The 26,985-nt window shown below is 50.5% G+C and carries 23 protein-coding genes; 6 read left to right on the plus strand and 17 right to left on the minus strand.

Features of this window, described 5'->3' with window-relative positions; genetic code table 11:
* Positions 1 to 40: 40 nt before the first annotated feature.
* From AC2FLJ_RS22450 to AC2FLJ_RS22480, 7 genes are all read right to left on the minus strand, one after another.
* Positions 41 to 568, minus strand: coding sequence for a glycosyltransferase family 2 protein (locus AC2FLJ_RS22450; RefSeq protein WP_496707732.1), 528 nt, complete (start codon positions 566 to 568; stop codon positions 41 to 43).
* Positions 561 to 1,310: a class I SAM-dependent methyltransferase gene (locus AC2FLJ_RS22455; protein WP_472722571.1), complete on the minus strand. Its 750-nt coding sequence runs from the start codon at positions 1,308 to 1,310 to the stop codon at positions 561 to 563. Before AC2FLJ_RS22455 ends, AC2FLJ_RS22450 begins: the two co-directional genes overlap by 8 nt.
* A gap of 96 nt (positions 1,311 to 1,406) precedes the next feature.
* Positions 1,407 to 1,853 carry a GNAT family N-acetyltransferase gene (locus tag AC2FLJ_RS22460; protein ID WP_496707734.1) on the minus strand — a complete coding sequence of 149 codons (447 nt, stop codon included), beginning with the start codon at positions 1,851 to 1,853 and terminating at the stop codon, positions 1,407 to 1,409.
* On the minus strand, positions 1,850 to 2,812 hold the full coding sequence (locus tag AC2FLJ_RS22465; RefSeq protein WP_472722570.1) for a glycoside hydrolase family protein: 963 nt from the start codon (positions 2,810 to 2,812) through the stop codon (positions 1,850 to 1,852). The genes AC2FLJ_RS22460 and AC2FLJ_RS22465 overlap by 4 nt, the downstream gene beginning before the upstream one ends.
* Positions 2,809 to 3,777, minus strand: coding sequence for a glycoside hydrolase family protein (locus tag AC2FLJ_RS22470; RefSeq protein WP_496707736.1), 969 nt, complete (start codon positions 3,775 to 3,777; stop codon positions 2,809 to 2,811). Before AC2FLJ_RS22470 ends, AC2FLJ_RS22465 begins: the two co-directional genes overlap by 4 nt.
* A complete protein-coding gene (locus AC2FLJ_RS22475) occupies positions 3,770 to 4,483 on the minus strand; it encodes a WbqC family protein (RefSeq protein WP_472722567.1) in 714 nt (237 codons plus the stop codon). Before AC2FLJ_RS22475 ends, AC2FLJ_RS22470 begins: the two co-directional genes overlap by 8 nt.
* A gap of 10 nt (positions 4,484 to 4,493) precedes the next feature.
* A complete protein-coding gene (locus AC2FLJ_RS22480) occupies positions 4,494 to 5,615 on the minus strand; it encodes a DegT/DnrJ/EryC1/StrS family aminotransferase (protein WP_472722566.1) in 1,122 nt (373 codons plus the stop codon).
* A 388-nt stretch (positions 5,616 to 6,003) separates the two neighbouring features.
* On the opposite strand from AC2FLJ_RS22480, the gene AC2FLJ_RS22485 reads away from it, so the two are divergent.
* Positions 6,004 to 7,659, plus strand: a complete 1,656-nt coding sequence (locus AC2FLJ_RS22485) for a glycosyltransferase 61 family protein (protein ID WP_472722565.1) — start codon at positions 6,004 to 6,006, stop codon at positions 7,657 to 7,659.
* Positions 7,660 to 8,200: 541 nt separating this feature from the next.
* Here the strand turns inward: AC2FLJ_RS22485 and AC2FLJ_RS22490 are convergent.
* The 9 genes from AC2FLJ_RS22490 to AC2FLJ_RS22530 all read right to left on the minus strand — a co-directional run bounded on the left by AC2FLJ_RS22490 (position 8,201) and on the right by AC2FLJ_RS22530 (position 20,280).
* The gene (locus AC2FLJ_RS22490; RefSeq protein WP_472722564.1) at positions 8,201 to 9,121 is read right to left on the minus strand and encodes a glycosyltransferase; all 921 of its coding nucleotides are present in this window, start codon (positions 9,119 to 9,121) and stop codon (positions 8,201 to 8,203) included.
* Between the two features lie 54 nt (positions 9,122 to 9,175).
* Positions 9,176 to 10,783, minus strand: coding sequence for a glycosyltransferase family 61 protein (locus tag AC2FLJ_RS22495; protein ID WP_496707739.1), 1,608 nt, complete (start codon positions 10,781 to 10,783; stop codon positions 9,176 to 9,178).
* Positions 10,758 to 11,045 carry a hypothetical protein gene (locus tag AC2FLJ_RS22500; protein ID WP_496707741.1) on the minus strand — a complete coding sequence of 96 codons (288 nt, stop codon included), beginning with the start codon at positions 11,043 to 11,045 and terminating at the stop codon, positions 10,758 to 10,760. The genes AC2FLJ_RS22495 and AC2FLJ_RS22500 overlap by 26 nt, the downstream gene beginning before the upstream one ends.
* A 654-nt stretch (positions 11,046 to 11,699) precedes the next feature.
* On the minus strand, positions 11,700 to 12,803 hold the full coding sequence (locus AC2FLJ_RS22505) for a DegT/DnrJ/EryC1/StrS family aminotransferase (RefSeq protein WP_472722562.1): 1,104 nt from the start codon (positions 12,801 to 12,803) through the stop codon (positions 11,700 to 11,702).
* A complete protein-coding gene (locus AC2FLJ_RS22510) occupies positions 12,800 to 13,264 on the minus strand; it encodes a sugar 3,4-ketoisomerase (protein WP_496707743.1) in 465 nt (154 codons plus the stop codon). Before AC2FLJ_RS22510 ends, AC2FLJ_RS22505 begins: the two co-directional genes overlap by 4 nt.
* 552 nt (positions 13,265 to 13,816) lie before the next feature.
* The gene (locus AC2FLJ_RS22515) at positions 13,817 to 14,728 is read right to left on the minus strand and encodes an NAD-dependent epimerase/dehydratase family protein (RefSeq protein ID WP_496707745.1); all 912 of its coding nucleotides are present in this window, start codon (positions 14,726 to 14,728) and stop codon (positions 13,817 to 13,819) included.
* 51 nt (positions 14,729 to 14,779) lie between these two features.
* The gene (locus tag AC2FLJ_RS22520) at positions 14,780 to 18,667 is read right to left on the minus strand and encodes a rhamnan synthesis F family protein (protein ID WP_496707747.1); all 3,888 of its coding nucleotides are present in this window, start codon (positions 18,665 to 18,667) and stop codon (positions 14,780 to 14,782) included.
* Positions 18,625 to 19,431: a class I SAM-dependent methyltransferase gene (locus AC2FLJ_RS22525; RefSeq protein WP_496707749.1), complete on the minus strand. Its 807-nt coding sequence runs from the start codon at positions 19,429 to 19,431 to the stop codon at positions 18,625 to 18,627. The genes AC2FLJ_RS22520 and AC2FLJ_RS22525 overlap by 43 nt, the downstream gene beginning before the upstream one ends.
* Positions 19,432 to 19,923: 492 nt before the next feature.
* Positions 19,924 to 20,280 (minus strand): hypothetical protein, encoded by a 357-nt coding sequence (locus tag AC2FLJ_RS22530; protein ID WP_472722557.1) that lies wholly within the window; start codon positions 20,278 to 20,280, stop codon positions 19,924 to 19,926.
* A gap of 417 nt (positions 20,281 to 20,697) precedes the next feature.
* Here AC2FLJ_RS22530 and AC2FLJ_RS22535 point away from each other — a divergent pair, with 417 nt between their 5' ends.
* A complete protein-coding gene (locus AC2FLJ_RS22535) occupies positions 20,698 to 21,453 on the plus strand; it encodes an acyltransferase (protein ID WP_082637204.1) in 756 nt (251 codons plus the stop codon).
* An 811-nt stretch (positions 21,454 to 22,264) separates the two neighbouring features.
* On the plus strand, positions 22,265 to 23,248 hold the full coding sequence (locus tag AC2FLJ_RS22540; protein WP_496707752.1) for a hypothetical protein: 984 nt from the start codon (positions 22,265 to 22,267) through the stop codon (positions 23,246 to 23,248).
* A 528-nt stretch (positions 23,249 to 23,776) separates the two neighbouring features.
* Here AC2FLJ_RS22540 and AC2FLJ_RS22545 read toward each other — a convergent pair.
* A complete protein-coding gene (locus AC2FLJ_RS22545) occupies positions 23,777 to 24,871 on the minus strand; it encodes a tyrosine-type recombinase/integrase (RefSeq protein WP_496694585.1) in 1,095 nt (364 codons plus the stop codon).
* Positions 24,872 to 25,236: 365 nt separating this feature from the next.
* On the opposite strand from AC2FLJ_RS22545, the gene AC2FLJ_RS22550 reads away from it, so the two are divergent.
* The 3 genes from AC2FLJ_RS22550 to AC2FLJ_RS22560 are packed head-to-tail and all read left to right on the plus strand — an operon-like array spanning position 25,237 to position 26,864.
* On the plus strand, positions 25,237 to 25,659 hold the full coding sequence (locus AC2FLJ_RS22550; protein ID WP_191287347.1) for a helix-turn-helix domain-containing protein: 423 nt from the start codon (positions 25,237 to 25,239) through the stop codon (positions 25,657 to 25,659).
* 4 nt (positions 25,660 to 25,663) lie between these two features.
* The gene (locus tag AC2FLJ_RS22555; RefSeq protein ID WP_496694584.1) at positions 25,664 to 25,960 is read left to right on the plus strand and encodes a hypothetical protein; all 297 of its coding nucleotides are present in this window, start codon (positions 25,664 to 25,666) and stop codon (positions 25,958 to 25,960) included.
* The gene (locus AC2FLJ_RS22560) at positions 25,920 to 26,864 is read left to right on the plus strand and encodes an HNH endonuclease (protein WP_496694583.1); all 945 of its coding nucleotides are present in this window, start codon (positions 25,920 to 25,922) and stop codon (positions 26,862 to 26,864) included. Before AC2FLJ_RS22555 ends, AC2FLJ_RS22560 begins: the two co-directional genes overlap by 41 nt.
* The last annotated feature ends 121 nt before the right edge of the window (positions 26,865 to 26,985 follow it).

Below are 26,985 nucleotides of genomic sequence, written 5' to 3' on the forward strand. Positions count from 1 at the left end.
TCTGATGGTTACGATGAGCCTGAAATCCTCCGCTACGCAATCAACCTAGTCTGTTCCATGGGTGCTGATGGCGGACAAGCACGTAATCAAACCCACCTTTGGGGATTTGCGGCACTGCCATGCGCATCAACCGGTAGGCTAAGTTGGAAAGTATCCGCGCTGTGGGCGGGTCGTTACGACTTGTGCGATAGCACACCACGATTTCCGACCCTTGTCGCCAACGTTCGACCATCTCCGCCATAAGCTCAACCGGATCCTGAAGATCGGCAGAGATGTTAATGACCGCATCACCGGTAGCAGCATTGAAGCCCGCCAGCATCGCGGCCATTTGGCCAAAGTTTCGAGTAAAGGCAATCACGCGCACGCGCTCACCCTTGGCGCGGATTTCGCGCAATTCGTCCAGCGATCCATCTGTAGACCCGTCGTTTACAAAAACCCAATCGAGCTTAATCTCTGGCATTTTTGCCGCAAAAAGTTCTGCGATTTCGCGATGGGTTTGTGTGAGAGAGCCTTCATTTTGGTAAACAGCGACAACAATTGAGACGCTCTTGGGGTTGTCTTCAGCCATCCGCCCCCTCCTCACAGACCAGATAGATGCTGGAACACAGATCGGGGTAGCGTTGTCCAAGCGCGTAACAGCCATCCAGATATTCCGGCGAAATGATATCGGTGGTTAGTAGCCGATCCCATTGAAAATTGGCTAACGCCTTGAAGAAAATCCCAGAGCGGTGCAGCACATTCAGACCAGCCTGCGTTGCGTCGTGTTCCAATGTGTCGAGGCTATAGGTGATGCGGTGCCCGTGCTCCGCCTCTGCCGGGGTCACTGCAGCATTGTGCGTGATCAACCCCATGGCTACGGCGATCTGGCGTGAGGGGGCATTTGCGTTGGGACATGCCACGAAGAGGCGGCCGCCAGGAGCCAGCCATTCGTCATTTACGCGTTTGAGCAGCCCCACCGGGTCATCAAGGTGTTCGAGGACATGGGTTAAAACAATATTGTCATATCGTTTGGGCAGCCTGACTTCCTCAAAGAGCGCCTGATAAAATGATATGGTGTCAGGCAATGTCTCTTTGGCGATGGCGATAGCCTCAGGGGAGGCTTCGACACATGTGATGTCAGAAAAATCTACAGTCAGGCGCTTCGTGAAATCGCCTTTGAAACTGCCCAACTCAAGGCAACTACCGGGGCGAAAAAAACTGCGGAACGCTTTGACCATGTAGCCGTGCATGACATCAAAATCGAAATCATATGCATATTTGCGATCCGCATTGTCTTTGAATTCGGCGTCGTAGTCTCGTGTCTGGCTCATCTGGGCTTCCATTGTCGTGGGTGCTGGCCTGATCTGACCGCAATTTGGAACTGGATACAGCAAAGCGGGTGGGGTTGGAACTGCTGCCTTGAGGACTTAGAGCGCTACATGTAGTAAAAGCGTCGCGCCATTCGAGCTCTGCTGGAAAAATTTGTGTTTGTGATAAAGATGTCGGGCGGCCGCAGCATCGGCATCGACCTCAAGCGCTACTTGGTCAAAGCCGCGGGTGCGTGCATATGAGAGCGCTGATTGCAAAAGCTCATCCGCAAAGCCACACCCACGTTGGTCGCGGCGCACGCTGACATTGGTGATAAAGGCAGGCGCGCCAGGCGGGGTGATGCAATACATGGCCACGAGTCCGACCAATTGGCTATGATCCCAGTATTCGAATCTCTCGGCCCGCGCGCAGATGCGCTCGGCATAGGTAGGAATATCTTGACGTAGAGAAAGAGGGGGGTAGAAATCCAGATCGCAGGCCACTAGCAGGTCGGCCACTTGCGCCACAGAAGCTTTGTTGCGCGTCACATCAGATTGCTTGCTCATACCTCTAGACGCGCCAAGCCAAAACCCTCTTTGCCAAAGGCATTACCATTATAGAGCAGATGCAACTGATCCTTGTGCACAAAGACGTGCGGATAGCATTGCATATCCTCATCCCACGCCCCCGGCGTACCGTCGAGCCCCAGCGCAGCATCGTCGCGTCGCCAGCTCTGGCCATCTTTAGATTTGGCATACCCCAGCCGGTACCCCTTGGAAGGATCCGTGCGAAAACCATGCACTTGCCGGTAGCAAAAAACCATATGAAATAGGCCCCGGTGAAAGGCGACGCTAGGCAAAGCTTGGCATTCGTTTTCACCCAGTACATCAGGCAAAATAGCTTTGCCACTATCGCGATACCAAGTTTCGCCGTCCTCAGATGTAGCTTGGGCAATCTTGTAAACTCGGTCCGGCTCGGCGGCTGAGTCTTCGCGTACCCAACGTTGGCCAAATATATACCACATGTGAAACCGCCCTTGGATCTGGCGAACAAACGCATCACCCACCAAAAAAGGTTCATGCAGCCCCGCGCTGAGTACAGGCCCGATACCCACCCGCTGGAAAGTGCGTCCCTGATCGTGGCTCTTGATCAAGCCGATGGCAGTATCGACAGAGACGGAGACGCGACGCGTCCAGCCGGTGGTGTACCCCCAAACTTCAGCGCCGACTTGCACCGGGCTGAGCGGAAAAACCCCATGTTCGTCAAATGCACCCAGCGGACCAGGGACCAAAACCTCATGATGCGCGACATCCACCAGTGTCTTCAGGTCATCCTTGAAGTCCGCGTAAGAGACGTGGCTAATGAACTTGCCACTTTCGCCGTCTTTGGAACGGGTCGAAAAGTAGATCCGCACATTCCCATTGAACAAGGTGAGCGTTTGCGGTGATTGCGCAAAAAGCCCTCGGCCGGCCCATAATTCATGTTCTGTGGGGTCAAAGATCTTGCCCAGTTTCTCGATCTTCATGGGCGAGCCTCTAGCTTTGCGATGCCAAATCCCTCGCGGCCCACTCCATTGCCCAGATAAGCCATATATGTGGTCCCATCGACGGTAAAGACATGCGGATAAGAGACCATCTCGCAGTCCCACCCTTCTTTCGAAGGGTGGAGGCCCGCACACGCGTCGTCTCGGTGCCAAGTATACAGATCATCGCTGTGGGCATAACCGATGCGATAGCCACGCGCATGGCTACGATAGCCAGTTGAATAACGATAGCAGAAAAACATGTGATACCGCCCGTCATAGTAGTGCACATCGGGGCTGGCCTGGGCTTCGTCCTCTTCAACCGATGTTTCGATCAGGTGACGATTGTGTTTGTGCCAGTTCACTCCGTCATCGGAGCGCGCCATACGAATCCGGTAGATCGGCTCAGCCCTACCTTCGTGCTTAACCCATTTGGTGCCGGCAATGTAGAAAAGGTAATAAGAGCCACTAAAGCGGCGGATCTTTGGACCGCTCAAGACAAAGGGTTCATCCTTCGACGGCCCTATTATCGGTCCAGCCCCCAGTTTTTCAAAAGTCTTGCCGCCATCTGTGCTTCGTGCTGCGCCGATGGCCACATCAAAGGGAACGCTTTCACACCGCGTCCAGCCTGCATAGTAACCAAGGATACCTTGATCTGTTTCGATCGCGGAGAACGGATAGGTACCAAATTCGTCAAATGTGCCTGTGTCGCCCAAGGTCAATACGGGGTTCTCCGCGACGCGAAGCACTTTGGTGAGATCCGCGCGATCCAGATCGAGCCAAGCGGAGTAGCTTTCGAATTGACCCTTCGTATCAGGCACAGGCCGGGTCGAGAAATAGACCCGCACATAATCATCGCGAATCAGGGTTGCGGGGGCTTGGGCGAAACTCGACATCCAAGGGCGACCCGGAAAATCCGCGGGATCAAAAACCTTACCAAGCTTGGTCCAAACAAACGTGTCAGTCATAGCGGGGGTCAACCATTTCGTAACAATCGCCAATCAAAGCACGTACCTCAGCGATCGAGTTAAACATCAAGACGTCCAAGATGGATAGATCCGGCACAAAGGGATGCGCAAATTGCGAATATGCTATTTCAGTCCGGCGTATGAACTGCAGCTCAATTCCCCGCGCGCGAAAACCCGAAGCCTGGTAGAGATCGAGTCCGCCAACTGGGTTGACATATTCGGTCGCGCTAAGCGCCTCACAAATGGCAAGGACCCGATCTTGACCTTTAAACGATTTGGTATCCCCCAATGAAGAAGAGACGATGATCGGCGTGTCGACCTCAAGAAAGGTACATAGGCGGGTTAAGCTTTTGTGGATAAAGTCAAACAGGTTGGTGTCAGCCTGGGTGAACATCTCTTCGATTAGTGGCATCACCGTGTCGAACTGTGGGGCCTTGCGGTAGGCGTTTGAAATCTGCGCCAGAGTTTTCTGCGGCTCAAAAGCCTCAGCAATCTGCCGATCACGAACGTCGAGATAGTCTGAGCCTTTTCTCAAAGGCAGGGTGAACATCGTTGCTTCGCCATTGCGCAAATATCGGTTGCGATGGATCCAGCCTTTTTTGGTGAACTGGATATCGTCGTAGATAACAAATCTATCCGCGCGCGCTATTAGTTGGAAATAACCGACATACGGCAGAAAATAAGGCTGCATGATCGCGACGCGCATGGAAGTGCTCCTAAACCGTGGGCGCCGAGGCGTCGCGCAGCATCTTGATGATGCGGGTCACAGAGGCGTCGTCGAGGTCGGGATATATCGGCAAGCAGAGGATCTCTTCGGCCGCCGCTGCAGCATTTGGAAAACGCGCAGGGTCCGCTGATGGCATGTTCCGGTACATCGAGAATTCAGTAATCAAAGGATAGAAATATCGACGCGGATGCACGCCTCGTTCTTTCATATAGTAGTAGAGCTCATCTCGACCCATGGGAAACACCGCTCCAATACGAACTGGAAAATAAGCATAGTTCTGGCGGATCTGCCCCGTGTCACCCAAACAATGCAGACCGGGTAGATCCGATAATTCTGCACGATAACGTTTGTCAATGGCCGCGCGTTTGCCAATGGCGTCGTCGACGTAATCGAGCTGCAACAAGCCAAACGCTGCGTTGATCTCGCTCATCTTGCCATTGATGCCAGTCTCGATCACAGAGATCTCGCCATCATGGCCGAAATTCTTCAACTGATCAATATACCGTTTCATTTCAAGTGTTTGGCATACGATGGCACCGCCCTCGAAAGTGTTGAAAACCTTGGTGGCGTGAAAACTCAGCACCGATAGGTCGCCGTGGTTGAGCACAGAGCCACAGTGGCAATCAACACCAAAGGCATGTGCTGCATCATAGATAACCGGGATGTCATGTTTGGCCCCAATGGCATCGATGGCATCCACATCGGCCGGATGCCCATAACAATGCACCGGCAAAATTGCGGCGGTGTTTTTGGTAATCGCGGCTTCGATCTGGCTGGGGCTCAAATTTAAACTGTTCGGTTCAACATCAACAAAGACAGGCGTGCAATCTGTCCACAGGATCGCATGCGCGGTGGCCACAAAAGAGTAAGGAGTCGTGATTACTTCGCCTTTGACCCCCAGCGCCCGCAATGCTGTTACCAAGGCAATCGTGCCGTTGTTGAACAACGAGATATGCGGAACATTCAGATATTCACACAACATCTCTTCGAGTTCTTGGTGATATGGGCCACAATTCGTAAGTACGCCGCTGTCCCAAATCCTGCCCAAGAGATCCTTAAACTCGTCAAGTGGCGGCAAATGCGGGCGCGTTACAAAAATGTCATCTGCCATAAGAGTTTGCTGCTTCTTTTCGTCGGTTCTGTTTGATTGTTCTTATGCTTGCGCATCAGGTTGCGCAATACTGGATCAGATTTTGAGCCCTAGCCCCAAATGCTGCCACATACGCCTACGTTATCATTCTACGCTGCCACAAACCGAGGGCTCAACCTTTAAACCCTCTGGCCGTTTGGACATCACACGTCACCTCCGATAGCCGGGCCACTGTCTGCCCCATTGATAGCACGCGTCTTCAGATGCTGGACTGCGGAAAAAAACGATAGCCAAAAAATGGCTCAAGATCGATGGTTTCTGCTCGCCTGTGAATTGACTTGATTGCAGATGTAGTGTGATGTCCGTCTTCGCTCCGAGCAGTGTCAACATAGCAATGATTGCCCACAGAATGACCAACGACGACTTTACCACCCTTGCCTTCAACGGTCGCTATGAAGAGGCACTGGCCATATGCCGTGCTACCGTCCCGGAAATTGCGGCGGATCACGCGGCAAGTTTCATATCGGGCTATTGCCTTTTTCATTTGGGTAATCCGGAAGACGCTACTGGGCACTTTGCTCGTGCACTTGAACTGGCACCTGGCGACACCTTTTCGATGTCTTATATAGTTAGGTCCTTACATGCTTCCGGATTCGCAGACGAGGCCCTAGCGTACGGGATAAAATACATCACGCAATGGCACGGGGACTTCGCATCGAACAGCTTCCGCGATATGATTGATGCGGGTATCGAAAGCTTGCCCGATAGCCGCGATGTCACACTCCGCTCACAGTTTGTCGAAACGCTTCGGACCCGCAGCGCAGATTTACCTTGCGATAATGGGGCGTTACTGTCCGCAGCCACGCTCTTTGCAGAGGGTTTTGAGGCAACTCGTCGTCAACTTGCGTCTCAGACCATTGAGGATGGTCAGATTATCGCCGCGCCCATCTTGTCGGTTTCCGCAGGCGTCGCTGCTGGGCTTGGACGTTTTCTCTGGCAGCATGAAGCAGACATTATTCGGTTCGCCGCTTTCGAAGGCGCACCGTGCGCCTCAACAACGGGTGTTCAAGCGTCTGTAACGGGATACCGCTCTTATGTGGCAGAACTTCGTGATGTGTTTGTGTCCGGACGATCCAGCGCCGTTTTTGGACCAGACCACGAGATCCTATCCGACACTTACGCAGATGCGCGCTTTGGACAAGCGGTCAGCCTGCGCGCAGATTCAATTCTCTTGCGCCGACACGGCGATGCCGCGCTTTTGTCTCTGCCACAGCCCGCACGGCACATTGATCAGGCGATTAACCTTGCTGGCCTTGCCTCCAACCATTTTGGCCATTGGTTCTCGGAGTTTCTGCCGCGCCTCCGTCACTTAGCTGAACTCCCTGAGTGCGCGGCTCTGCCATTACTCGTCAACGACGATATGCCCGAAACGCATTTCGATTTTCTGGCGCAGCTCTGTGACAACCCTCTGATCCGCATCGCACGCGACGAGGTCGTCCAAGTCTCGCGATTGATTGTCGCTCCAACAATCGGCTTTTATCCGTTTGAACTGAAGCCCGGCCACGACGTCCCCATTGAAGAGCAAGCCGCATGGTCTGGACCTGCCATGCGATTTGTGCGCGACAGAGTGCTAGCCACACTGAGCAATCAAACAGCTGCAAAGACGGACGCTATCTATCTAAGTCGAGCGAACAGCTCTTGGGGCCGCCCCCTCAACGAAGATGATGTCCTTGCTTGTTGCCCTAAGCTGGGCCTGCGACCTGTGCACCTTGAATCCATGGGTTTTGCCGAGCAGGTCAATACCATCCAGCGTGCTACTACAATTGTAGCCCCCACTGGGTCGGCTCTGAACATGTTGATCTTTGCGCGCCCCGAAACAAAAATCATCATTTTCACCCAAAAATATCCGCACAATTGGGGAGGTTGGGTTGGTCCTATCCGCGATATTGGCCTGAAACCCTGCATGATTATGGCCGCAACCGGAAATCCCAACGTTAAACATGCAAATTATGATGTCGACATCGATCTGTTGAACGACCTACTCAAGCGTGAACACGATATTTAGCGGGTCGTCGGAAATATGTAGGCCCCCCGACACCGCCAAAAGGCGCAGTAGAACAAAAGTAAGATGACTATCACCGAGCTGTGGCTTGCAAAGACATTGCAGAAACGTACGATTAATTGTCCAAATTTGGCCCAATATGCTGATAGGATCTGCGGCTTTTACCCCTGAATTCTCTTCGAACTAGAAAGCCGGCCCTTTGTCTAGATCCCAGGCAGTTGTTGTTCGATCTGATCAGCAATCCTTACAAACACAGTCAATCAACTTGGCAATAAACTCGGTATGTGGCGCTTTGTTTGATGCCTTCGGTAACACGGTTATGACCACCACTTTATTCGATCACTTTACACATTACTTCGGCGAAGCTGGACGGCGCTCGCAAACTGCGCATAACGTCGATCCAAAACTTGCATACGCACAATTGCTTAGTCAATTCGTGAATAGCTGAGCCCCAAAACATGTCCGGTTCCCAGAGATTGATCGCGGCCGTCGATCACCCCCCCACCCAACCACAAAAATGGGTAGAAAAAAGCCTATCAAATGACTAGCTTTTGTACACTAAAATGGACTGCTTGAAGGCATCATGTCGTGCATTGGAGGATAGGACTTCAGCAATTCGATCTCGCCCTTTCTCAGACACTTTCTGATTCTCGTGGGTCATCATGAGCAGAGCCCCCAGCTCGTATTGAGTAAGCTCCAGTGCAAAGTAAGCGTGATCATTTCCAAAAAGCACTTCAGATAGGAAGTCACTACTTGCAGCACTAATAACTTGCTCTAAAACTTGCGTAGTCTCGATTTCAGCGCGATCTGAGTTTGAAGTCGACAAGTTCTTATCATGCCAGCGATATCCAACGACTGGGCTATCGATACAATGGAACGTTTTACCAAGGCATGTAGCACGCATCCAATAGTCATAGTCTTGCAGTTGGAAAAAATCGCGATCAAATTCGCCGATCTCCTTAAATGTCGTTAAGTGCATAGCAATAGAAGGAGCGCAAATAAAATTTCCCTTCAAATAAAGCTTACGAAAGAGGTCCACTGAACTCATCTGAAAAGGCGGAAATAGGTCCGGGTGATCGGAAGGCTTAAGCTTTTGCCCATCAGCACCTATCCACTGAGCTAAGCCACAGACGATGTCCGCTTCGGAATGATCCAACAAATGCGCTCTTTCCTCAAGACTACCCGGAAGCAAAATGTCGTCCGCAGACGTAAGTACACAAATGTCCCCCGACGCCCTCTCCAGGCCATAGTTGATTGCATCCGAGGGTCCGCCATTTTGCTTGGAGAAAACTTGTAAATCTATCTCTGAAAATGAGCGCGCAATCTGCGTTGAATTATCGGTAGATCCATCGTCCACGCAAATTACCTCTAGAGAAGGGTAATTTTGCGCCGCAATCGACCTCAAGCAGTCCAAGATATAGCGTTCATGGTTATAGCAAACTACAACTACTGAAATTTTTGGCATGAGCTTAGCTCCGATCTTATACTTTGCGCGACTTAAGCCAGTTTTTTATCTGACTCACATTAGTTTCAGTTGTTGAATTAGTTCGTCCGGGTCAATCGCAAAGTCGTCGTGCATTGAATGCTCACCAGTAACCTTTCCCTTTCGTCTACCGTTCAGGAAAGCTAAGTTGAGCCCCTTTATCTCAGAAATGCGGTTCCAAAACGACGTGTTACTAAAAGGATGTCTAGGGTAAAGGATCAGAACATTTGTTCGCTTTCTGCACCAAAGTAAATTAGTGAAGGCAGCGCCAGTTGGACCAATAATTGTTGATGCTGTATGAAAGAGATCAACCTGGGCTTGAAAGCTAAGGCCGTTCGTATCTACAACTTCAAATCCTTCCCTCAAAAGAACATCAATAATCGATGATTCGTTGGTCAATGCACGATATGTTGAGCCACGCTTAAGGTAGATTTTGCGCTCCTTTCGGTTTTCGTCATCAACATCAGCTTTCAATTTCTCAACTAACTTCAAAACCTGGGTCCTAGGGAAAAAACAGTCCTCATCAGTCGGTTCGCGATGATAGCAATCAACTATTTGTGCGATATCAGAAAAGTAGTAGAGTTTGTTAACCCTGTAGAGCGCGTTTCTTTTCAATCTAAGAACGGGTCGGTCTGAAGCTTTTAGTCGATCAATAATTTGATATATAGAATCTGGTAAGTCATCTGAAACCAACAGCGGCACCGAAGAAGCAATGTTCAAATTGTCCTCAATGAAGCTCAGTTTTACACCAAGCTCCAAAACAAAATGAAAAAAGTTCTGCTCGTACTCCTTGAACAGATGAATGCCCTCTCGAACCACAGGCGTCAATACGTTTAAACATTGGACGGTAACACGGTTTTTATTAACTTCAGTCGTCTGCCAATTCTTTACCAAAGAGGAGCCGTCAGCTTTCCCCAACAATCTCTCGATTTCTTCGTTAACAACACAACCTTCTTTTGGAAAAAGCATGGCTGATCCAGGTATGATTTCACATTCTTCAATACACGCGAAATTCAATCGAGAAGGAAAGTTGCTTTCACGCATCCATTCTTCCTCTATGGCTGAAAAAATTGGTAACTTCGTTACACAAGCGGATTCTAAGTCTTCTAGATTTGACAGCGTGGCTGTCAATGGAGAGAAGTCACCAGACAAATGAGCGCGGCCATGCAAATTGCCAGCAACCTCAGAGGCCTGAAGTTTGCTCGCCTGATCCGCTTGTAGTATTCTCATTTGGGTAATGTTGCCGTTTCTATGGCCAAAATGGATATAGTGAACGAGCGGGTTTTCCGCTGATCCGTCTTTTAAGTAATTGGAACTATAGAAATCTGGATCAAATTCGGCGGACGGCCATCGGCTCTCCTTATACCCGTATTTCTCGTAATGAATGAGGGGGTTCATACCGGCCGAAGCCACGTCTTGGTATTTTTTGTTATACCAATTCGTGGAAAAGAAAGGGCTTGGATCGTACCCCCTATCAGCACCGATTTCATAGTAGTGAAGAAGTGGATTTAAGCTACTTTCGACAACTTCCGGATACGTTTGTGTGTACCATTCAGCGTCAAATACCCTGCTCTGAAACTTCGAATTGCCGGAGCTCTTTTTGTGGCCTAATAACTGTTTAATTTTTTTTTTTAGTTTCTTCATCGGTTGCATCGCCTTGTTTCGAATTACGCTCTTGCGTGCCCATCGCTCCTGTCCAATGATAACCGTTGTTTCCCAAGAAACCTCGGATTGGAGCTAGGCTGAACGCTTTGCCGCATTTTTGAAGTGTGAGTGTTGCGGCGGCGTCTGGCAACGCCATTTTGTGAGGGTTGTAGGCGTCTTGCCGCAGATCTTGAGCGGTGTCAACGGCGGTATGAAGTGAACCACTTGGGAAGGAAATGCCGATAGCACGCCCAGGTTTCATAGCCTAAACATTTTGACCGACGCGAGAGCGATTGTCGCTGCGCCGCTTTTGTCCAACGGTCGTATTGGGTTGCTGCGAGCCGACAATAAGTCAACTTGTGGAACATGATTGCTTATCTATTCGGACGACTTTATGGGGTTTAAGTTTTTCTCGTTTTTACAACGCGTTGGCGTGCAGGCATTTACTTTCTTGCCTTTCAACACTTTTCGAAACTTGTCGACACCTTGCCTGAGATCTCCTGATAGTCGTTCGGAAAGCTTCCTAGAACAGCACAGTCACAATAACCAACATTTTATATGTCTCGCAGTTGCGATCAGGTTCACCTGTCGACTTTCGCCACCTCATATGGCGTAAAGTTTTGTGTTTTCGCCACCTAAGTTTCAGTTTTAGGCCGCGGCACTACGCTAAAAAGTTGGCTGATTTGGACTTTGGCGACCTATGATTGTTATCCACAATAGTAGAAAGCCCACAGAATGTTCACCGGACTACCTTGTTGTTTCGTCCTTTTTTCTAATCCTGTTCACTCATTAACTACGTACACTGCGCAACCGGGGATACAATGACCGCCTGTAGTCCGAGGTGCTTGGGTATTCGGCATACGTCGGTGATGCTGGATCCAACCTGACGCGAATAATCTTCACAAAGATAACGGGGTCAATGCGGCGCACTGGCGTTTTCGATTGACCGACACACAGCATCAGAAACGTTCATCGGTGCGTGTGGCCCCATTGGTAGGCTAAAAACTTCTCCAGCGAATTTCTGAGCTAATGGAAATTGTTCTGGAGCGAAACTACTGCTTTGGAAAGCTTCCTGCATGTGAGGCGGAATAGGATAGTGAATTTGCGTTCCAATACCCGCGTCTTTCAAAATGTCAATCAAATGATCTCTGTTTGGGCTGCGAACAACATACAGATGCCATGCGGATTTTGCCCAACTGGAAATCGTCGGAAGTATAAGACCACTGCCCTCAAGAGCAGAACTATAACTATCCGCAAGCGCATTGCGGCGTCCGTTCCATTCGTCAAGATACCCCAATTTGACTCGAAGTACAGCTGCTTGCATCGGATCAAGTCGAGAATTCACGCCTGCAACGTTATTTACGTACTTTTTCTTCGACCCGTAATTTCGCAACACCCTTAGCTTTTCCACCAAATCGGGTCGATTTGATGTCACCGCGCCGGCGTCGCCCAAAGCGCCTAGGTTTTTGCCCGGGTAAAAACTCCAACAAACTAAATCAGAAGCCCCGCCAATCCGTTTACCTTTATATTCGGCCCCATGAGCCTGCGCTGCATCTTCCACGACCGCGATTCCTCGAGCACGCGCGATCTCCAAAATGGGATCCAAGTCCGCGGGCTGCCCGTAAAGGTGCACTGGAATAATCGCTCTGGTTCGGTCCGTGATCGCGGAAGCTATTTTTGTGGGATCAATATTGTAACTATTTTTATCCGGTTCTACGGGGACGGGTTTCGCCCCAACTGCGGAAACAGCTAACCATGTAGCGATGAAGGTGTGGGAAGGAACAATTACTTCGTCTCCGTGTCCTACTCCGAGTGCACGTAGGGAAAGGACAAGCGCATCAAGGCCATTGGCCACACCTACCGCGTGCTCAGCACCGCAGTACTTGGCCCATTCGGCTTCAAAATTTTCAACCTCTTCGCCAAGAACGTACCACCCACTGTCCAAAACCCGGAGAACCGCGGTGTCAATTTCGCTTTTTAACTCGAGGTATGCATCTCGCAGATCAAGAAATGGAATCATGAATTCTGTCCTACAGCCTTGATAAAATCTTGATATTCTCGGAAATAGTCCGATTCATCATATGGCTGAGACGCAAGAACCATACAAACTGCACCTTGGCTAAAAAGATCCATCTCACGCCACACCAACTTGCTAATATATAGCCCTTTTCGGGGATCGCGAAGAAAGTGTTCCGTCCGCGTATGCCCGTCATCCACCGTTATCCTGAAGCTCCCTGAAAGCGCAAATACTACCTGTTCAAGCTCTTGATGAGCGTGGCCTCCTCGCTGTGCATCAACTGGAACATTGTAAAGATAGTACACACGCCGAATATTGAACGGAATGTGATTCCCACCTTCTACAAAGGTGAGGTCACCACGGGGATCTGTAATAACGGGTAGCGCAATAGACTGAAAATGACCCTTGATTTCTGCTTTTGATGAAGGGCTAGGTCCCCCAATTTTGTCAACTGCATCAGACATCAGTCTTGCTCCTCGATAGGCACCTAAAAAGGTCAAATATTTTATTAAATTTGACGTTTCAAGCCGAATAATCCAAAATCGTGCGCTTTGAATCCCAACGAGCTTTCCATCAAAATCTCCGCCCAGTCGCATAAACTCAAAATACTGGTCTTTCGCAGCGTGTCAGGGAATTGGACGAAATCCCCCTCTGACACTGCCGGTTGATCGCTGTTAGATCGTGACGCCAAGTTTCAAACCGGAACGAAAACCATAACTGCTGATAGGTAAGTCGAACGCAAGAGCACTACGCCCCTTGTGCCGAAACCCAACTGATGTGTCTTGGCTTCTTGCTTGGTGTTCGTGGCCTCGGGTGGACAGAAGTCGTCTTTTGTTTTGCTGTCGGCATAGCGCACTCTAGGCACAATCCCTTTTTGATTTCAGCCATTCGGCAGGTCCACTAAATATTTATCTGACCACATTGTCGCTGAACAGTTAGCGTCAGTGCATTTCCGTTACTTGATTACGACCCTATGCTCGGAAGACCAGATCCCTACATCGTTTCGAGTTGGGCTGTTACAACTGCCGCGACCACTCAAAATACTGCTCAATTCCTTCTTCAAGTGGAATCGTGCAAAACCAGTTAAAGTCAACCTGCGCGCGCGTGACATCAAGGACCGAACGTGCAACGTCAACTCCACGACCAGGTTTGAAGACCGGAGAAATCGAGTTTCCGGTCACCTTGCTGAGAATTGACACAATTTCATTAATTGATACGCCCGCTCCAGATCCAACATTATAAGCCCCGGATTTATTACTTGCGATAGCAAGTGAACAAAATTCTGCGAGGTCCCTGACGTGTAAATAGTCTCGAACCACGCTGCCATCGCCCCAGATTTCAAGAGGTTCGCCCGCCTTGAGCCGGGCAAGAAATGTTGAAATGACACCTTGGACTCCGTTATGTGCCTGACGTGGACCATAGGGGTTTGAAGCACGAATGGAGATGGCGGACAGACCGTACTTGCGTTGATACATGGCCAAGTAGTGCTCGATCGAGGACTTCACAATGCCATAAGAGTTGATTGGGCGTAGGGGATGTGTCTCTGGAATTGGGACAACTTCCGGAGGGCCGTAAACAGTCCCACCCGATGACAGAAACAAAAGCCGAAGGACACCCAGGTCAACCATCGCGTCAAGCAGCGCAAGTGTACCAACTAGGTTGTCCTGGACATCGGTGATCGGGTCAAGATCCGCCGTTCCGGGAAATGTCGTGCTGACAAGATGCGCCACTGCATCGACCCCAGAAAGGGCTTCAATGATCGCCATTTTGTCACCAAAATTTCCAAACTGGTATTCAACCCCATTCAGTGGTTCGCGAAATCGTTCCGGCTGCCTATCAAATACTCGAACGGTATGACCATTTTCAAGCAGCACGTCGACGAGATGAGAACCAATGAACCCACAGCCACCGATGACCAAGACTTTCATAGGGTATTTCTACCTTTCCATTCCCAAATTCGCACCTGAACGATCGTCTTTCTAACGCGTCACGCCGTGAATGTTAGTCACGACTGTCCGCCAGCCCTCCATTTCTGGAATTACACCAAACAATCTTTCCAGCGCGTGCAGCATCGTTCCGTCAACTGCAACGGGCTCCTTGGGATAGTCGCTCCAATTGAAGCCTAGATCAACGAAGCTTTTCAATGCATCCGAGCGCATCCAGAACATAGTTCCAACTGGAAAATTAAAGGCTGCGGGTAAACTGTTGTGCCCCAACCGTTTGGCTAACCGTCGAGCGAGCCCAATGTTACGGGACCACCCGATAACGTGCGGGTCATCAGGATAGATCAGACCAACTTTTTCATCAACTTGAAAACGCTCGAAAATTTTGTCGGCCATGTTGCCTCCAAGGCGTCCACCGAGAAGGTTCTCAAACAAGAACTTGCTCCATGCGTGGACGATTTGCTGGTCTTTTACATGCGTGCTCTTTTTTAGGTGAATATGACCGACCACGTCGTAGTTGTTGCAGAGATGCTCACCAAATTGCGTCAGCAACGGACCAATATCTCGTCCAGCATTGGGAACGGATCGAACATCGCAAAGTCGTCCATCATAATTTGACAAGAGTTCTTTCACTCTGTTCTCGTCGCTCTCCTTGCCGACACTAACATAGAGATCGGGCAGCGTTTTGTTGATGGAGAGATGCGAAACGATTTCCGGCATTTGATCTAAATGGTACGCATGAATATGCAGCGCAGGCTGGAGCGTCACTTGCTCTAGCTTCTTGGATGTATTCTGCCCGCCCTCTAAGACCGGTAGTCGCCACGGTCCTTCCGGTCGACCTTCGCTTATGAAATGGGCATAGGCGTCACGCGTGCGGTCATTTGTCTGGCTAAGATAAGTATCATAAACAAATGGATGGAACCCAGGTTCTGGCTTCTTTGCGGTCGCGCCCCAACGTGCGTCGTCGACGTATGTTCCTACCGTTATTTTCGAGTCTCGGTTTTGCTTTTCGTCAGACAGGAAGTAGTCCGGTCGGAAAAAACCAGATTCCACAATGTCAGTGATATCGCGCTCTCGCGCAGCATGCCGAGCCTTGGCAGCTAAACCCAACTCTTCTAATTTGTTTACATAAGCGCTCAGATCAAAAACTCTGGCCGCAACTTCGCGTGTTCGTTTCGAAACACTCTCATAGAGTTCAGAAGTAGTCGCAAGCCGCAGGAGCTTGCCAGCCATATCGCCGGTATCAATGTACTGAGCCACACAGTCTTCACCAAGACCCTCATCGATCAGAAGATCTGCTACACCGGACGCTTCTTCAAAGCACAAAACAGGTAGCCCAGCGCACATCGAGTCGATTGCCACATTGGGCAATGGATCAAGCCTACTGGTCACTAAGAAAACATCGGACATCTCATAAGCCACGTCCATCTCAGAAATGGAGGGAACCATGGTGACTCTTTGTTCCAACCCGGCGCGCTGTAATTGATCCCTCAGGTACACGGAATAGCCGAAATCCTTATCTGGATCATAACCTGGACCAATCCAAACAAAATGAACATCATTGCTCTCAGAAGATTGCAGCACTCTCGTTGCGGTTTCGAGAAAAAGGTCTACCCCTTTTCGGATTTCAACGGTGCCAGCTCCAAGCACGACGAAACGCTCAGTTTGTTCACTCGATGGCCGTATTAACTCGCGTAAATAGCTTCTTTCAGCCTCCACCGTGGTATCGTCACGTGAAGCATTTGGCACACTGCACCTACCTTGGGGTAGAACCGTCACATTGGGGGTCATATCCATAAGCCCATTATCAAGTTCTAATGCGTTTTCCAAAGTCAATCGCGTGGAAAAAACGGTTTCATCTGCCCATCGAACAGCCTCTGAAAACGCCGTTTTCTTCTCAATGTAGGATGCGAATTCATGCAAAAGCGCGACAGACGGTACACCGCACTCGTGCAAGCCCTTTAACAAAGCGTGAGATTGAATCGAATTCACTACGGAGAATGCATACTCACGTTCCGTACAAAGACAATTCAAAAGGTAGGTGTAATCCGTTGTTTTAGTGCTTTGCAGGTTTGCGTCAAAGACCTTTTCAGATACCTTCCTAAAGTCGCCCGTTATTTCACCTCCTGTCAGGCAAAGGGTCGTAACATTGTATCGGGTCGACAATTTACTTGCGACGTTCCAAGTCAGTATTGGTGCCCCGCTTCGACTGGCCTGATGACTAACGACCAGGACATTCGGCTTACTATCGTCGTGTACTTTATCTCCTCGAAACTCAAAACTACCTTTTCCTCCCGCGCGTCCAGTCGCCGCTGCCTCGAAGTGGACAGGTGATTGCAGAAAGCGCTTTGGGTCATATTTAACGGCACGACGCTGGTAATTCGATGCTGTTTTTTGGGACAGCGGAGGTGAAAATTTCGCCAGGCTTTTGTAAATCTTAAACTTCAGCTTTCTCCGAACTTGTTTCAATGGCCTTTTGGCAGCCAGCATCAGTTCTCTTTCCAGCTCCACCACGCGAGCCAACGCGGCACGCCGGTCAGCAGAGGCTTTACTAAGTTTGGCACTCAGATCGAAATTTTGCGCCGCTAACGTCATCTTTGATCCTTGAGACACAGCGCCCTCGCTTCGATCACCTGATTTGATTAATTCAATACTCTTTTTGGCTATGGCGACATCATAGCCTAGTTTCGCGAATACTTCTTCCCAGCCCCGCGTATCTGGATCCTGAATCACAGCAGTCTTTACGAAAGGGAAGCCCTCTTCAATTAAGCCCTGCCAATCTTTGATCGTTCGGTTTGTTGTTCCCTTGTTCGGAAACAACGCCGCTGCTTGAAACCCTTTCGCTTTGAGAGCATCCGTCAATTGTAACTCGTAGGCAAAAATGACTTCCTGTTTGTCATCCAAGTTGCGAACGCCGCCAAGAAAATCAACCAGGGCTTCTACCGCGTTACCCTTTGCGACAAGAAAAAAACTTTGAAGGTGATGCTTAAATTCGAAGTTGTCCGTCAACCCAACAAGATCTGCCTCACTTTCGCGCGCCCTATTCACGATTGAGTCCAAACCGTCTTTCCAAAGCGGGCCTATCAAGCTGTCATTGACGAGGCACAGCATGCGCGTGCCCTCTAGATCGATGTGGTTCAGTGCGTGCGCCCAAGCGGCGAAATCGAACCCGCCGTTTTCTCGCAGGATCAGACCATCAACCTGGTTCAACAAGGAGGAAGTGTCGACGTCTGAAATGCAATTCGCCACAACAATAACGACAACCGCGATGCCAGTCCTTCTGAGGGCATCAATGTAGACTGGAACGTGCGGCTTAATCTTTCCTGCAGGAGCGTGAGTTACGAATAAGGCCAGATCGGACGCCGAGCTGGCTCTTTTAAGTACCTTGATCTCAACATCTTTGACATCAGTCGACTTGTCAGTCGGATTGCACCGACGGCCTCCCGATTGTCCGACATTCATAAAATGCAATAGAGCGTCCTTGCCGCCTGCACCAGCGTCGGGATAATTTTTTGCGTACCAAGATGGGTTGAAGAATTCGTTTGGTTTGCACCCGGCATTAGCCCCTAAAACAATATAGTGGTACAACGGATTCATACCACTCTGTTCGGCCTCAGGATAAGCAGAAAGATACCAACTTGTGGAAAAGCAAGAGTTAGGGTCCTTGCCCTCTTCGGCACCAAGATCAAAATAATGCGCGAGCATACCTCGCGGATAATTCACGGCCTCAGGATATTCTGCGGCGTACCACTCTTTGTCGAACAGCCCCGATTTATCTACTATCGCCTCCTCCGAACTCAACTTTTCCGCACCCTGTTCCTGACGCGCGCGCCTTGCTTTACGTTTTGAGCGCAATCCGAAAAACTCCAATTTTTTCTCCATCAGATTTGAACGCTCTTCATATGCGGCCCAACGCGTGCGCATTTTCGCCAATTTTCTTTCACCATTGTCGCGATAAAATTCAGTGTTTTGATCTGTGCATTGAGGTCCGCGACTTCAGCGGCTTGACTCTGCTGGATATTCAACCAGCTGCGATGTTCAATTTCCGTCTGGGCGTTGATTTCAGTATTTTCCATTCTAAACCGTATCAATCGAGCATGCGCCTCAAGTTCCGCTCTTGAAGGCCGGGTATCGCGTTTCTCTAACAAGATTGCCCAAGGACAAAGGAAAGAGCCGTCGAAATCAGAGACTGGCCCAAACCCCTTTGCAGCAAAAAGATCCATCCGATACACCAGAATTTGCACATTGATAAGTGTGCCGCCCTTGAACTCCGTCGGATTCGACGAAAAGAACGCCTTGGGGGATGCAACGCATAGGTTCCGAATAGCCTTACGCGCATCCCACTCGAGCATATGCTCGATGACATCGAAACATGTGACGACATCGAATCTTCCTTCAATCGGATCGGTCATCAAACCGTGACTGCAAAAGCCTTTCAGTTCCTTGGGCACCTGGCTCTTCGCAAAGGATGACAAGTCGCGCCAAAAAGCCTCAATGCCGCGAGCGCACATAATTTCCACAAGAGTTCCGATTGAGTAACCGGTGCCAAAGACCTTTTTGGGTGCATTCCTTTCGTCCAAAGCAACTGCAACTTGGTCGAAAAGTTCTGACCAAAGCGGTTCTGCGCACGTATATTGAATCCCGCATAGGCACTGGAGATAATTCTCATCGTACTCCAGCTCATCCATGGTAAACCCTACTCGTGCTTTCGTTTTTGTTCACCAAATCTGGCTGAACTTGAGCGCCTGAGCGCCTGAGTGCGGTAGTATCTATAATTCTTCGAGAGTCTTATTCTCGCCACCAGTTTGGGTCAATGCAGATGCTTGGGCTTTTTCGCCGTGGGTTTTCGGCAGCAATATTGAGGCGATAACTGGCAATGACATGGGCGACCTCATAAATTATAGCATGAGAAACGCTTCCAAAGCTCGGCGTGCGATTGCCTTAGTCTTTCGGTACGTCTTAGAATCGATTTGCGTCCAAGCCGCGATTTCGGAGTAAACTAGGGACATCTGGCAGGTTGCTCACCAGAGTCTTTGCCTCGAAACAGCCACTGACGTGAATAGCCATCACCAAGAAGTTGAGTGGGCGTCATTCGCCATTGGTCTTGAATCAATCGCGCACCATAGCTTATGTGTTTTGGCACAGATGGCTTGTAGCTTGGCACCTCTCATAGCAGTGTATTATCGGCGCCTTGCCGGGCAGTGGTTCATGCCAGTTGACGCCACCGACCGACCGTTCACGCCCCTTTTTCTAAGGCTAGAAGCCGTGCAGAGCGTATTCATGAAGATGACATCGATCATCACTATCTTTCGTCCGCCGTGATCCGCAGAAAGATCCATCATCATCTCGGTAATGTTTGCCTTGGCACTCCAAATCTTCCAGCGGTTTTGGAGCGGCTTGTGTAGCCCAAATTTCTTGGTTGCGTGGCGCCATCTCAACCAGCTGCGATCGATGACGATTGTGCCGCTCAAGATGCGCTGATGTTCCACGCGAAAATTGAAAGGATATTTCGGGCTACAGGACTCCAGATGGGCCATCAGATCGGAGCTCAACCAAAAAAGTCTAGACTCGTCACAGCTTGCTTTCGCAGTCTCGAGTTGGGTCATCCGGTGGAAGATAATGGGTCCCGAGCCTAAATTGCATTAAAATGCGAGGCAGGCGCTGGGGTAAATTCTAGTTTCCCTGTTATTTAGGCTCAATGAGTCACAGTGGTGTCTGGGGCACGTTTTGATAGGGCAGTCCAATCCAGTGCAGACAAGTTCTGTTTGCACATTGAATGAATAGCACTCGTCTGATGCAGCCCGCGCCAAGCTCAGTTCCGCTGAGGACGCAGCCAACGTTACAACCGGTGCAAGGACTAATCATTTGATGCGTCGAACGCCTATTTTATTCTACCACTTGTTTGGCGATAGGTTTACGCTTCTGCACGTGAGTTCGCGCTACAGGAAAGTTTAATGACCATCCATCCAACTGCAATCGTTAGTAACAGTGCCAACGTTCATAGTTCCGTTGACATAGGACCGTTCACAATCGTGTACGACAACGTGGAGATTGCAGAAGACACCGTGATCGGCAGCAATTGTGAAATTGGTGTGCCCGCGCCACTTGGGGACGGCTCGCCACTTAGAATTGGTGCTAATTCTGTAATTCGTTCACATAGTGTCTTCTACGAAAGCTCGACTTTTGGAGAGCGATTGGTAACGGGCCACAGAGTTACCGTCAGAGAGCTTACTCGCGCAGGGAATGGTTTTCAAATTGGTACTTTAAGTGACGTTCAAGGGCACTGTAAAATTGGGGAATTTGTAAGATTTCACAGTAACGTTCATGTGGGACAGCATACAACGATAGAAGACTACGTATGGGTATTCCCGTATGTCGTATTTACAAATGATCCGCATCCGCCAAGTGAAGTTATGAAGGGGGTTAGGGTCAAGAGTTACGCAGCAATTGCAACGATGAGCACCATTCTTCCCGGAGTTACGATTGGGGAAGGAGCACTTATTGGTGCTTGTAGCGCTGTGGTGAAAGACGTTGGAGACCACAGAATCGCGGTTGGTAATCCTGCCCGCGATAGAGGCGAAACGAGTGCTATAAAACTACAAGACGGTTCGGATCGACCTGCGTACCCGTGGAAGCATCATTTCCATCGTGGTTATCCTGAAAGCACCGTCGCACAATGGCTCTCATCGGTGCAAGAAAGTGAAAACTAAGGTAGCGCCTGCTTTGAGCTAATTCCGTTGAAATATCTTTCTTGATCGAAGTACCCCTTGCTGTTTCATTTCCGGCGCTAGAAGAGAGTTTGAATGCTGAAGGGGCCGCAGCGACGAGCACACTGTTCATTTTTTTCGACCAGTTCTCGATCTAGAATCATGTCCAACAAGATTACATTGTGTGGTGTATGAACTAGTTGAACGAACTTTCGGATTTCCTCCAACGCCTTGCCTCATTGTACGGTTCGACTGACATATAGTCTGTTGACCCGAATGCCGCATTTTAGGTGGTCAAAAAAGAAGACTCCAAAGGTGAAATTTTGATGCACACTAAGTGCTAGCACGCGAAGGTCTTCGATCATAACCGAGGCGTCATTGTTCGCGGCAGTAGCACTACAGCTCTGCAGTCAGCGACACCGGCATCGAAAACCGGTATCTTACCACCGCATCAGGGTGTCATAGGCATTGACCCTGCCCTCTCGATGAAGGTTGCTCGGCATCATTAACGCAGCAATGACGCCAACAGGTTTTGGTCCGAGACTTTCTGACCCCCTTGCAACTGGCCCATCGATCTGCACATCTTCGCCAATCACTCCAGACCAATTAGTATGCCCCTCAAAGACAGGATCGCCCAAACGAACGGCAAGCAGGCACGCAACATTTTTCCAAGGCATCACGCGGGAGGCTGTTGAGATTTACGGACGGCACACTTGCGATCAGGTTGGCAACCTGCAAGTGTGCTCAGAACCGAAGTGTCACCATTGTGTAAACCTCAGTGCGAAGGGTCCAAGCGCCAGCGGAAGTTGAACATTTGTCAGATTCTTCTCAAGAAACTCAGCAGCAAGAGGCGGGTGAATTTCCGGTAGAATTCGACCGCGAGTTCTATCGGAAAACGTACAGCGACTTGCAAAGCGTGAATGATGAGGCGCTCGAAGTACACTTTTACAATCACGGAATTGACGAAGGTCGCCATGCCTCTGCTCCCGCGGTCCGCGAAGAGTTCGTCAAGCTGTTCCAAAACGAAAAGTCAATACTCGAGATAGGCCCTTTCTCGAACCCGATCGCCAGCGGTCCGAACGTCCGATACTTCGATGTTCTTGACCAGGATGAGTTAAAAAAGCGGGCGGAAGGTCTGGAAGAATACTACGTCCCGGACAATGTTCAGTTGATCCATTACGTTTCCCCCACAGGAGACTTGTCAGTGGTTGACGGCACATATTCGGCTGTCGTCAGCGCCCATTGCGACGAACACCAACCCGATTTGATAAATCACTTTTCTAAAGTTTCAGATCTTTTGGCGGACGAGGGTTTCTACTTTCTGATCGTTCCTGACAAACGCTTCTGCTTCGACCATTTCCTGTGCGAGAGTTCTCTTGCAGAAATCCTCGAAGCCCATAATCAAAGGCACAAAGTTCACACTCTAAGATCACTTGTGGAACATCGGACAATGCTTTCGTACAACGATGGTGCGCGTCATTGGGCCGGTGATCATGGAACGCTGCTGGAACCAGATATTGCGGCTCTGAATGCCTGTAATGCCATCGCGGAATACGAGGCTGCGAACGGCGCATATATCGATGTGCACGCATGGAAGTTCTCTCCAGACTCCTTCCGCGCCCGCACCGCCGAATTGGCGGCCATGGATTTGATAAATCTGCGCCCCATCAGGGTCTACCAGACCGTGCGTCCGCGGCTCGAGTTCAAGGCAACCCTGCAAAAGACGCAATCCTGTAAACGAAGGACCCAGCGATGCGCACGCGTCAAATGGATGCGCTCTGTATTTCTGATTTCGTGAACAAGTATATCGCAAGCGTTGCTTCTGACCCGCTAGATAACTTCTGACAACCCAGCGCCCAGCAGCTTATGCTCAATTCAAAAGGAAATTCGGTCATTCATGTCTGGTGGACATTTAGTGTTTCTGAGGCAATCTCGTCACCTCCTCACGAAGTGCAAGTTCGCCATCTTCGTTGGACCTCAAATGGTCCCACTCACGATCTAACCATTTTTAGTCTGCTGAGGATTTCAAGCAGCCTCTACCAAGTTCTTGAATCCAAAGACTCGAAATGAAAATTCTGTTTGCCGTCGTGAACCTATAAACCCTCTGGAATTTTGCGGCGGTAGTTTGCCCTGTCACCACGCCATTGAACGTGTTTGATTGACATTTATTTGGAGCGTATCTGAACCAGTTCTTCGACACGGCTCACTTATCGGGGCGCTACAAGTGTCTAAGGTATGGAAAGCACATACTTTTTTAGAATAGTCTGGCGACCCCGGCAGGATTCGAACCTGCAACCTGCCCCTTAGGAGGGATGCGTTCATAGCGCTATTCCTTTTGTAATTTCTTGCTGTTGGGTGTTTGTACGGTGCCATCTTGTACGTGGTTTGTACGAAAACGGGCTCTGATGTCGGCCTCATCGGTCTCCGCGTGGGCATAGATCCGCATGGGCAAATTGGGGTCTGACCAACGACCAGCCTTGGCTGCGGTGACCGGGTCGACGCCTTGACGAACGACTAACTCAGTGAAGAACCCATGCCGCCCAGCAGGGTGCGCTGACAGGTAAGGAATACCCGCGCGTTTGCAGATCGTCTTCCAGCGCGTGTTGTAGCCTGTCGAGCTGCCGTAGCCGAAAACACGGGCTTTCATCAGCTTGCCGGTCTTGCGGTTCTTGGGCCGTTTGGCTGGCAGTGCGAGAAGCTCGTCCATCATCTGAGGCGAGACGGTGATCCAACTTTCCGGATGTCCCTTCTGCGCCTTTACCCGAACTTTGTTTTCGTGCGGTCGAAGGTCATCCGGCTCCAGTGATACAGCCTGATCAATCCGCGCAGCCGTTTCAAACATGAAACGGACCAGAGCGGCGTTATACGGATCAGCTGCACGGCAAAATGCCTCGATCCATTCCTTGTCAGCCGGGGTGCGCTCGACACGACTAAGCTTCCCGCGTCGCTTGTCCTGAGCGATGCGTTCGAACTTGTCGTACGGCTTCACGCGGATCAGAGGAGTGCCCTCTAGCTCATGCGCGTTGTTGATCACAGCACTCGCGGGCGTCACGATTTCGCGCCACCAGGTATCAGTCGACGCTTTGGGCTTCAGCTTCGGCCCCAGGCTCTTCAATAGCGCGCCAGAAATCGCGCCTAGCGACAGGTCACCGATCGCTTCGACAATCGGGATCAACTGCTTCGCCGCTTTTGGGGACGCATTGTAGAGCATGATTGCATCAGAGAACGTCTTGCTCGGTTCGTCGCCCACGACATAGCGACGGATCTGACGTTCGGTCTCATGGTTTATCCAGTCCCGTGCGCCCTCTTCTGTAGATGCCTTAGTGCTTCGCCGGTATGGGCCGGCGATTGGCCTGCCGTTGTATTCAATCCACCCCTTGGCCCAGTAGACACGGCCCCTCTTGTAAATTTGGAGCGGCATGACTGGCCTCCTTCAAAAATCGTATCAATCTGCGCGGGCGTGATCAGCATGGTCCGCCCAAGGCGATAAAATGCGCCGGTCTCATTGGCGCGTTCGCGCAGAGTGCGTTCTGAAATATCGATCCCCATCCCGGCCATGACTTCGACCCATTGCGCGGGCGTTTTCCCAAGCCCCAGGATCTGAGAGCTGTCTGAATAGTTGGTCTCTGCCATTTCAGTTGTCCTTGTCCGCTTAAGTGGAATCGGCGACACGTATGGAATCGCTTGTTCTGCACCTTCTGACGTGGTCAGATGGGATTAACTGGAATTTTATGTCATTTTGTGCAGTTTCGCGCAATTTGACATTCACGTCAATGGGAACCTTGCATGGCGCGGGATTTGAAGGCTGTCTTCTCGGCAATGGGTGCGCGACTTGCGATCGCGCGCAACGAAGTCGGCTTGACGCAAACCGCCATGGCGGACGCGATCGGCGTCTCACACCGCGCCTATCACAGCTACGAAAAAGGCCAGCGCGGCCTTCCCGTTGAGGCCTTGGTCGCGATTGCCGACAAGTTCGATGTAGACGCAGCATGGATCCTATTGGGCACAAAGTCTGTAAGAGCGGCTCATGACTTTGAGGCGCTAAAGAGGATCGAGATTTCGCTCGATCAACACCTCACTGACGAAAACATCAAAATTAAGAGCGAAAAACGCGGAGCAATCGTGGCTCGCTGGTATCAGTCACACGTCGAAGGCCGTGAAGTCAGTGACGACGACGTTCACACGTGGATTGAATTGGTAAGGGAGTAATCTGGTGAACAAGGCAAGCAAACGCTGGGACATGTTGCGACATTCAGTCTTGGAGCGCACTCGCCGTGAGGTGATCGAACCCTTTGGGCCACTTTACCTGATCTTCCTTGGAACCAGTGTGTTCTACCTGATTGGCTTGGGTCGATTATCACTGGCACAACAGACCGCCGAATATTCAGTTTTGGCCACCATCATGATTTTCGCAATCGCTGCGGCTGGTTTGGCGCTTCCATTTTTGACAGGCGCGGTGCTGACCCTACGTGCGGCCGATCGAAAACTGGAACACCTTCAACGCGGCTGATCGGATGGCCTTTGGTATTTTCATCCATCGCAGCGACTCGATTTACGACGACATTCCGTCGGAGCGGTATCAGTTCCCCAAGCAATACCTTTCACGCGCCCAACAGTGCGAAGGGGATTGGATCGTCTACCTGGAGCCAAGCAAGGTCAAAGAGACCAAAGGTTACTTCGCGGTCGCCAAGGTCCAAGAGATCATTCCGGATCCTAGGAAGCAGGACATGTTCTTGGCGGTGATCGAGCCTGGAACGTATCTTGATTTCGGCGACCCTGTTTCATTCCGGGACGAGAATTCAATCATCGAAAAAGGGTTGTTGAACGATCAAGGCAAGATATCCGGACGCGCGCAAGCCGCAGTAAGAACCCTTTCAGCTGAAGACTTTGCCCGAATAGTCGAACGTGGCCTTGGACGAGATGAGGACATCCTGCCTCGCGTGGGCGACACGATGCAGATGCCAGGGTTTCAAGATGCTCAAACACATTTCCAGCACATGCCCGCTCGAGAACGCGTCAGCCAGCTGACCAATCGCGCGGTTCGCGACCGCAATTTTAGAAAGAACGTCCTGCGCGCCTACGGCGAACGGTGTGCCATTACGGGCTTGCGTCTCATCAATGGCGGTGGCCGCGCCGAGGTGGAAGCCGCTCATATCAGACCGGTCGAACACGACGGCCCTGACATCGTGAGCAATGGGCTCGCCCTGTCCGGAACCGCGCATTGGATGTTTGATCGCGGCCTCGTTGGGTTAGCAGACGACCTAACTATTCTGGTTTCCCGTCAAAGTAACGATATCGAAGCCGTGACATCGATGATCAACTTGTCCGGCAAGATCTTGGTGCCGGACCGCCTCGCCAACCGGCCGAGGACTGAGTTTGTAGCCTGGCACAGAGAGAATTGTTTCAAGCATTAATACTCAGTGCGGACATTGGCGTAGAACGCAGCGTACTGCCGGAAAGAGCCCGGAGTAGACATAGTCAACGCCGACGCTCGCAGGTGCTGCAACTCCCGCTTACCGAGACCATCAGCCACAC

It is taken from the genome of Ruegeria sp. CDSA034, assembly GCF_059612275.1.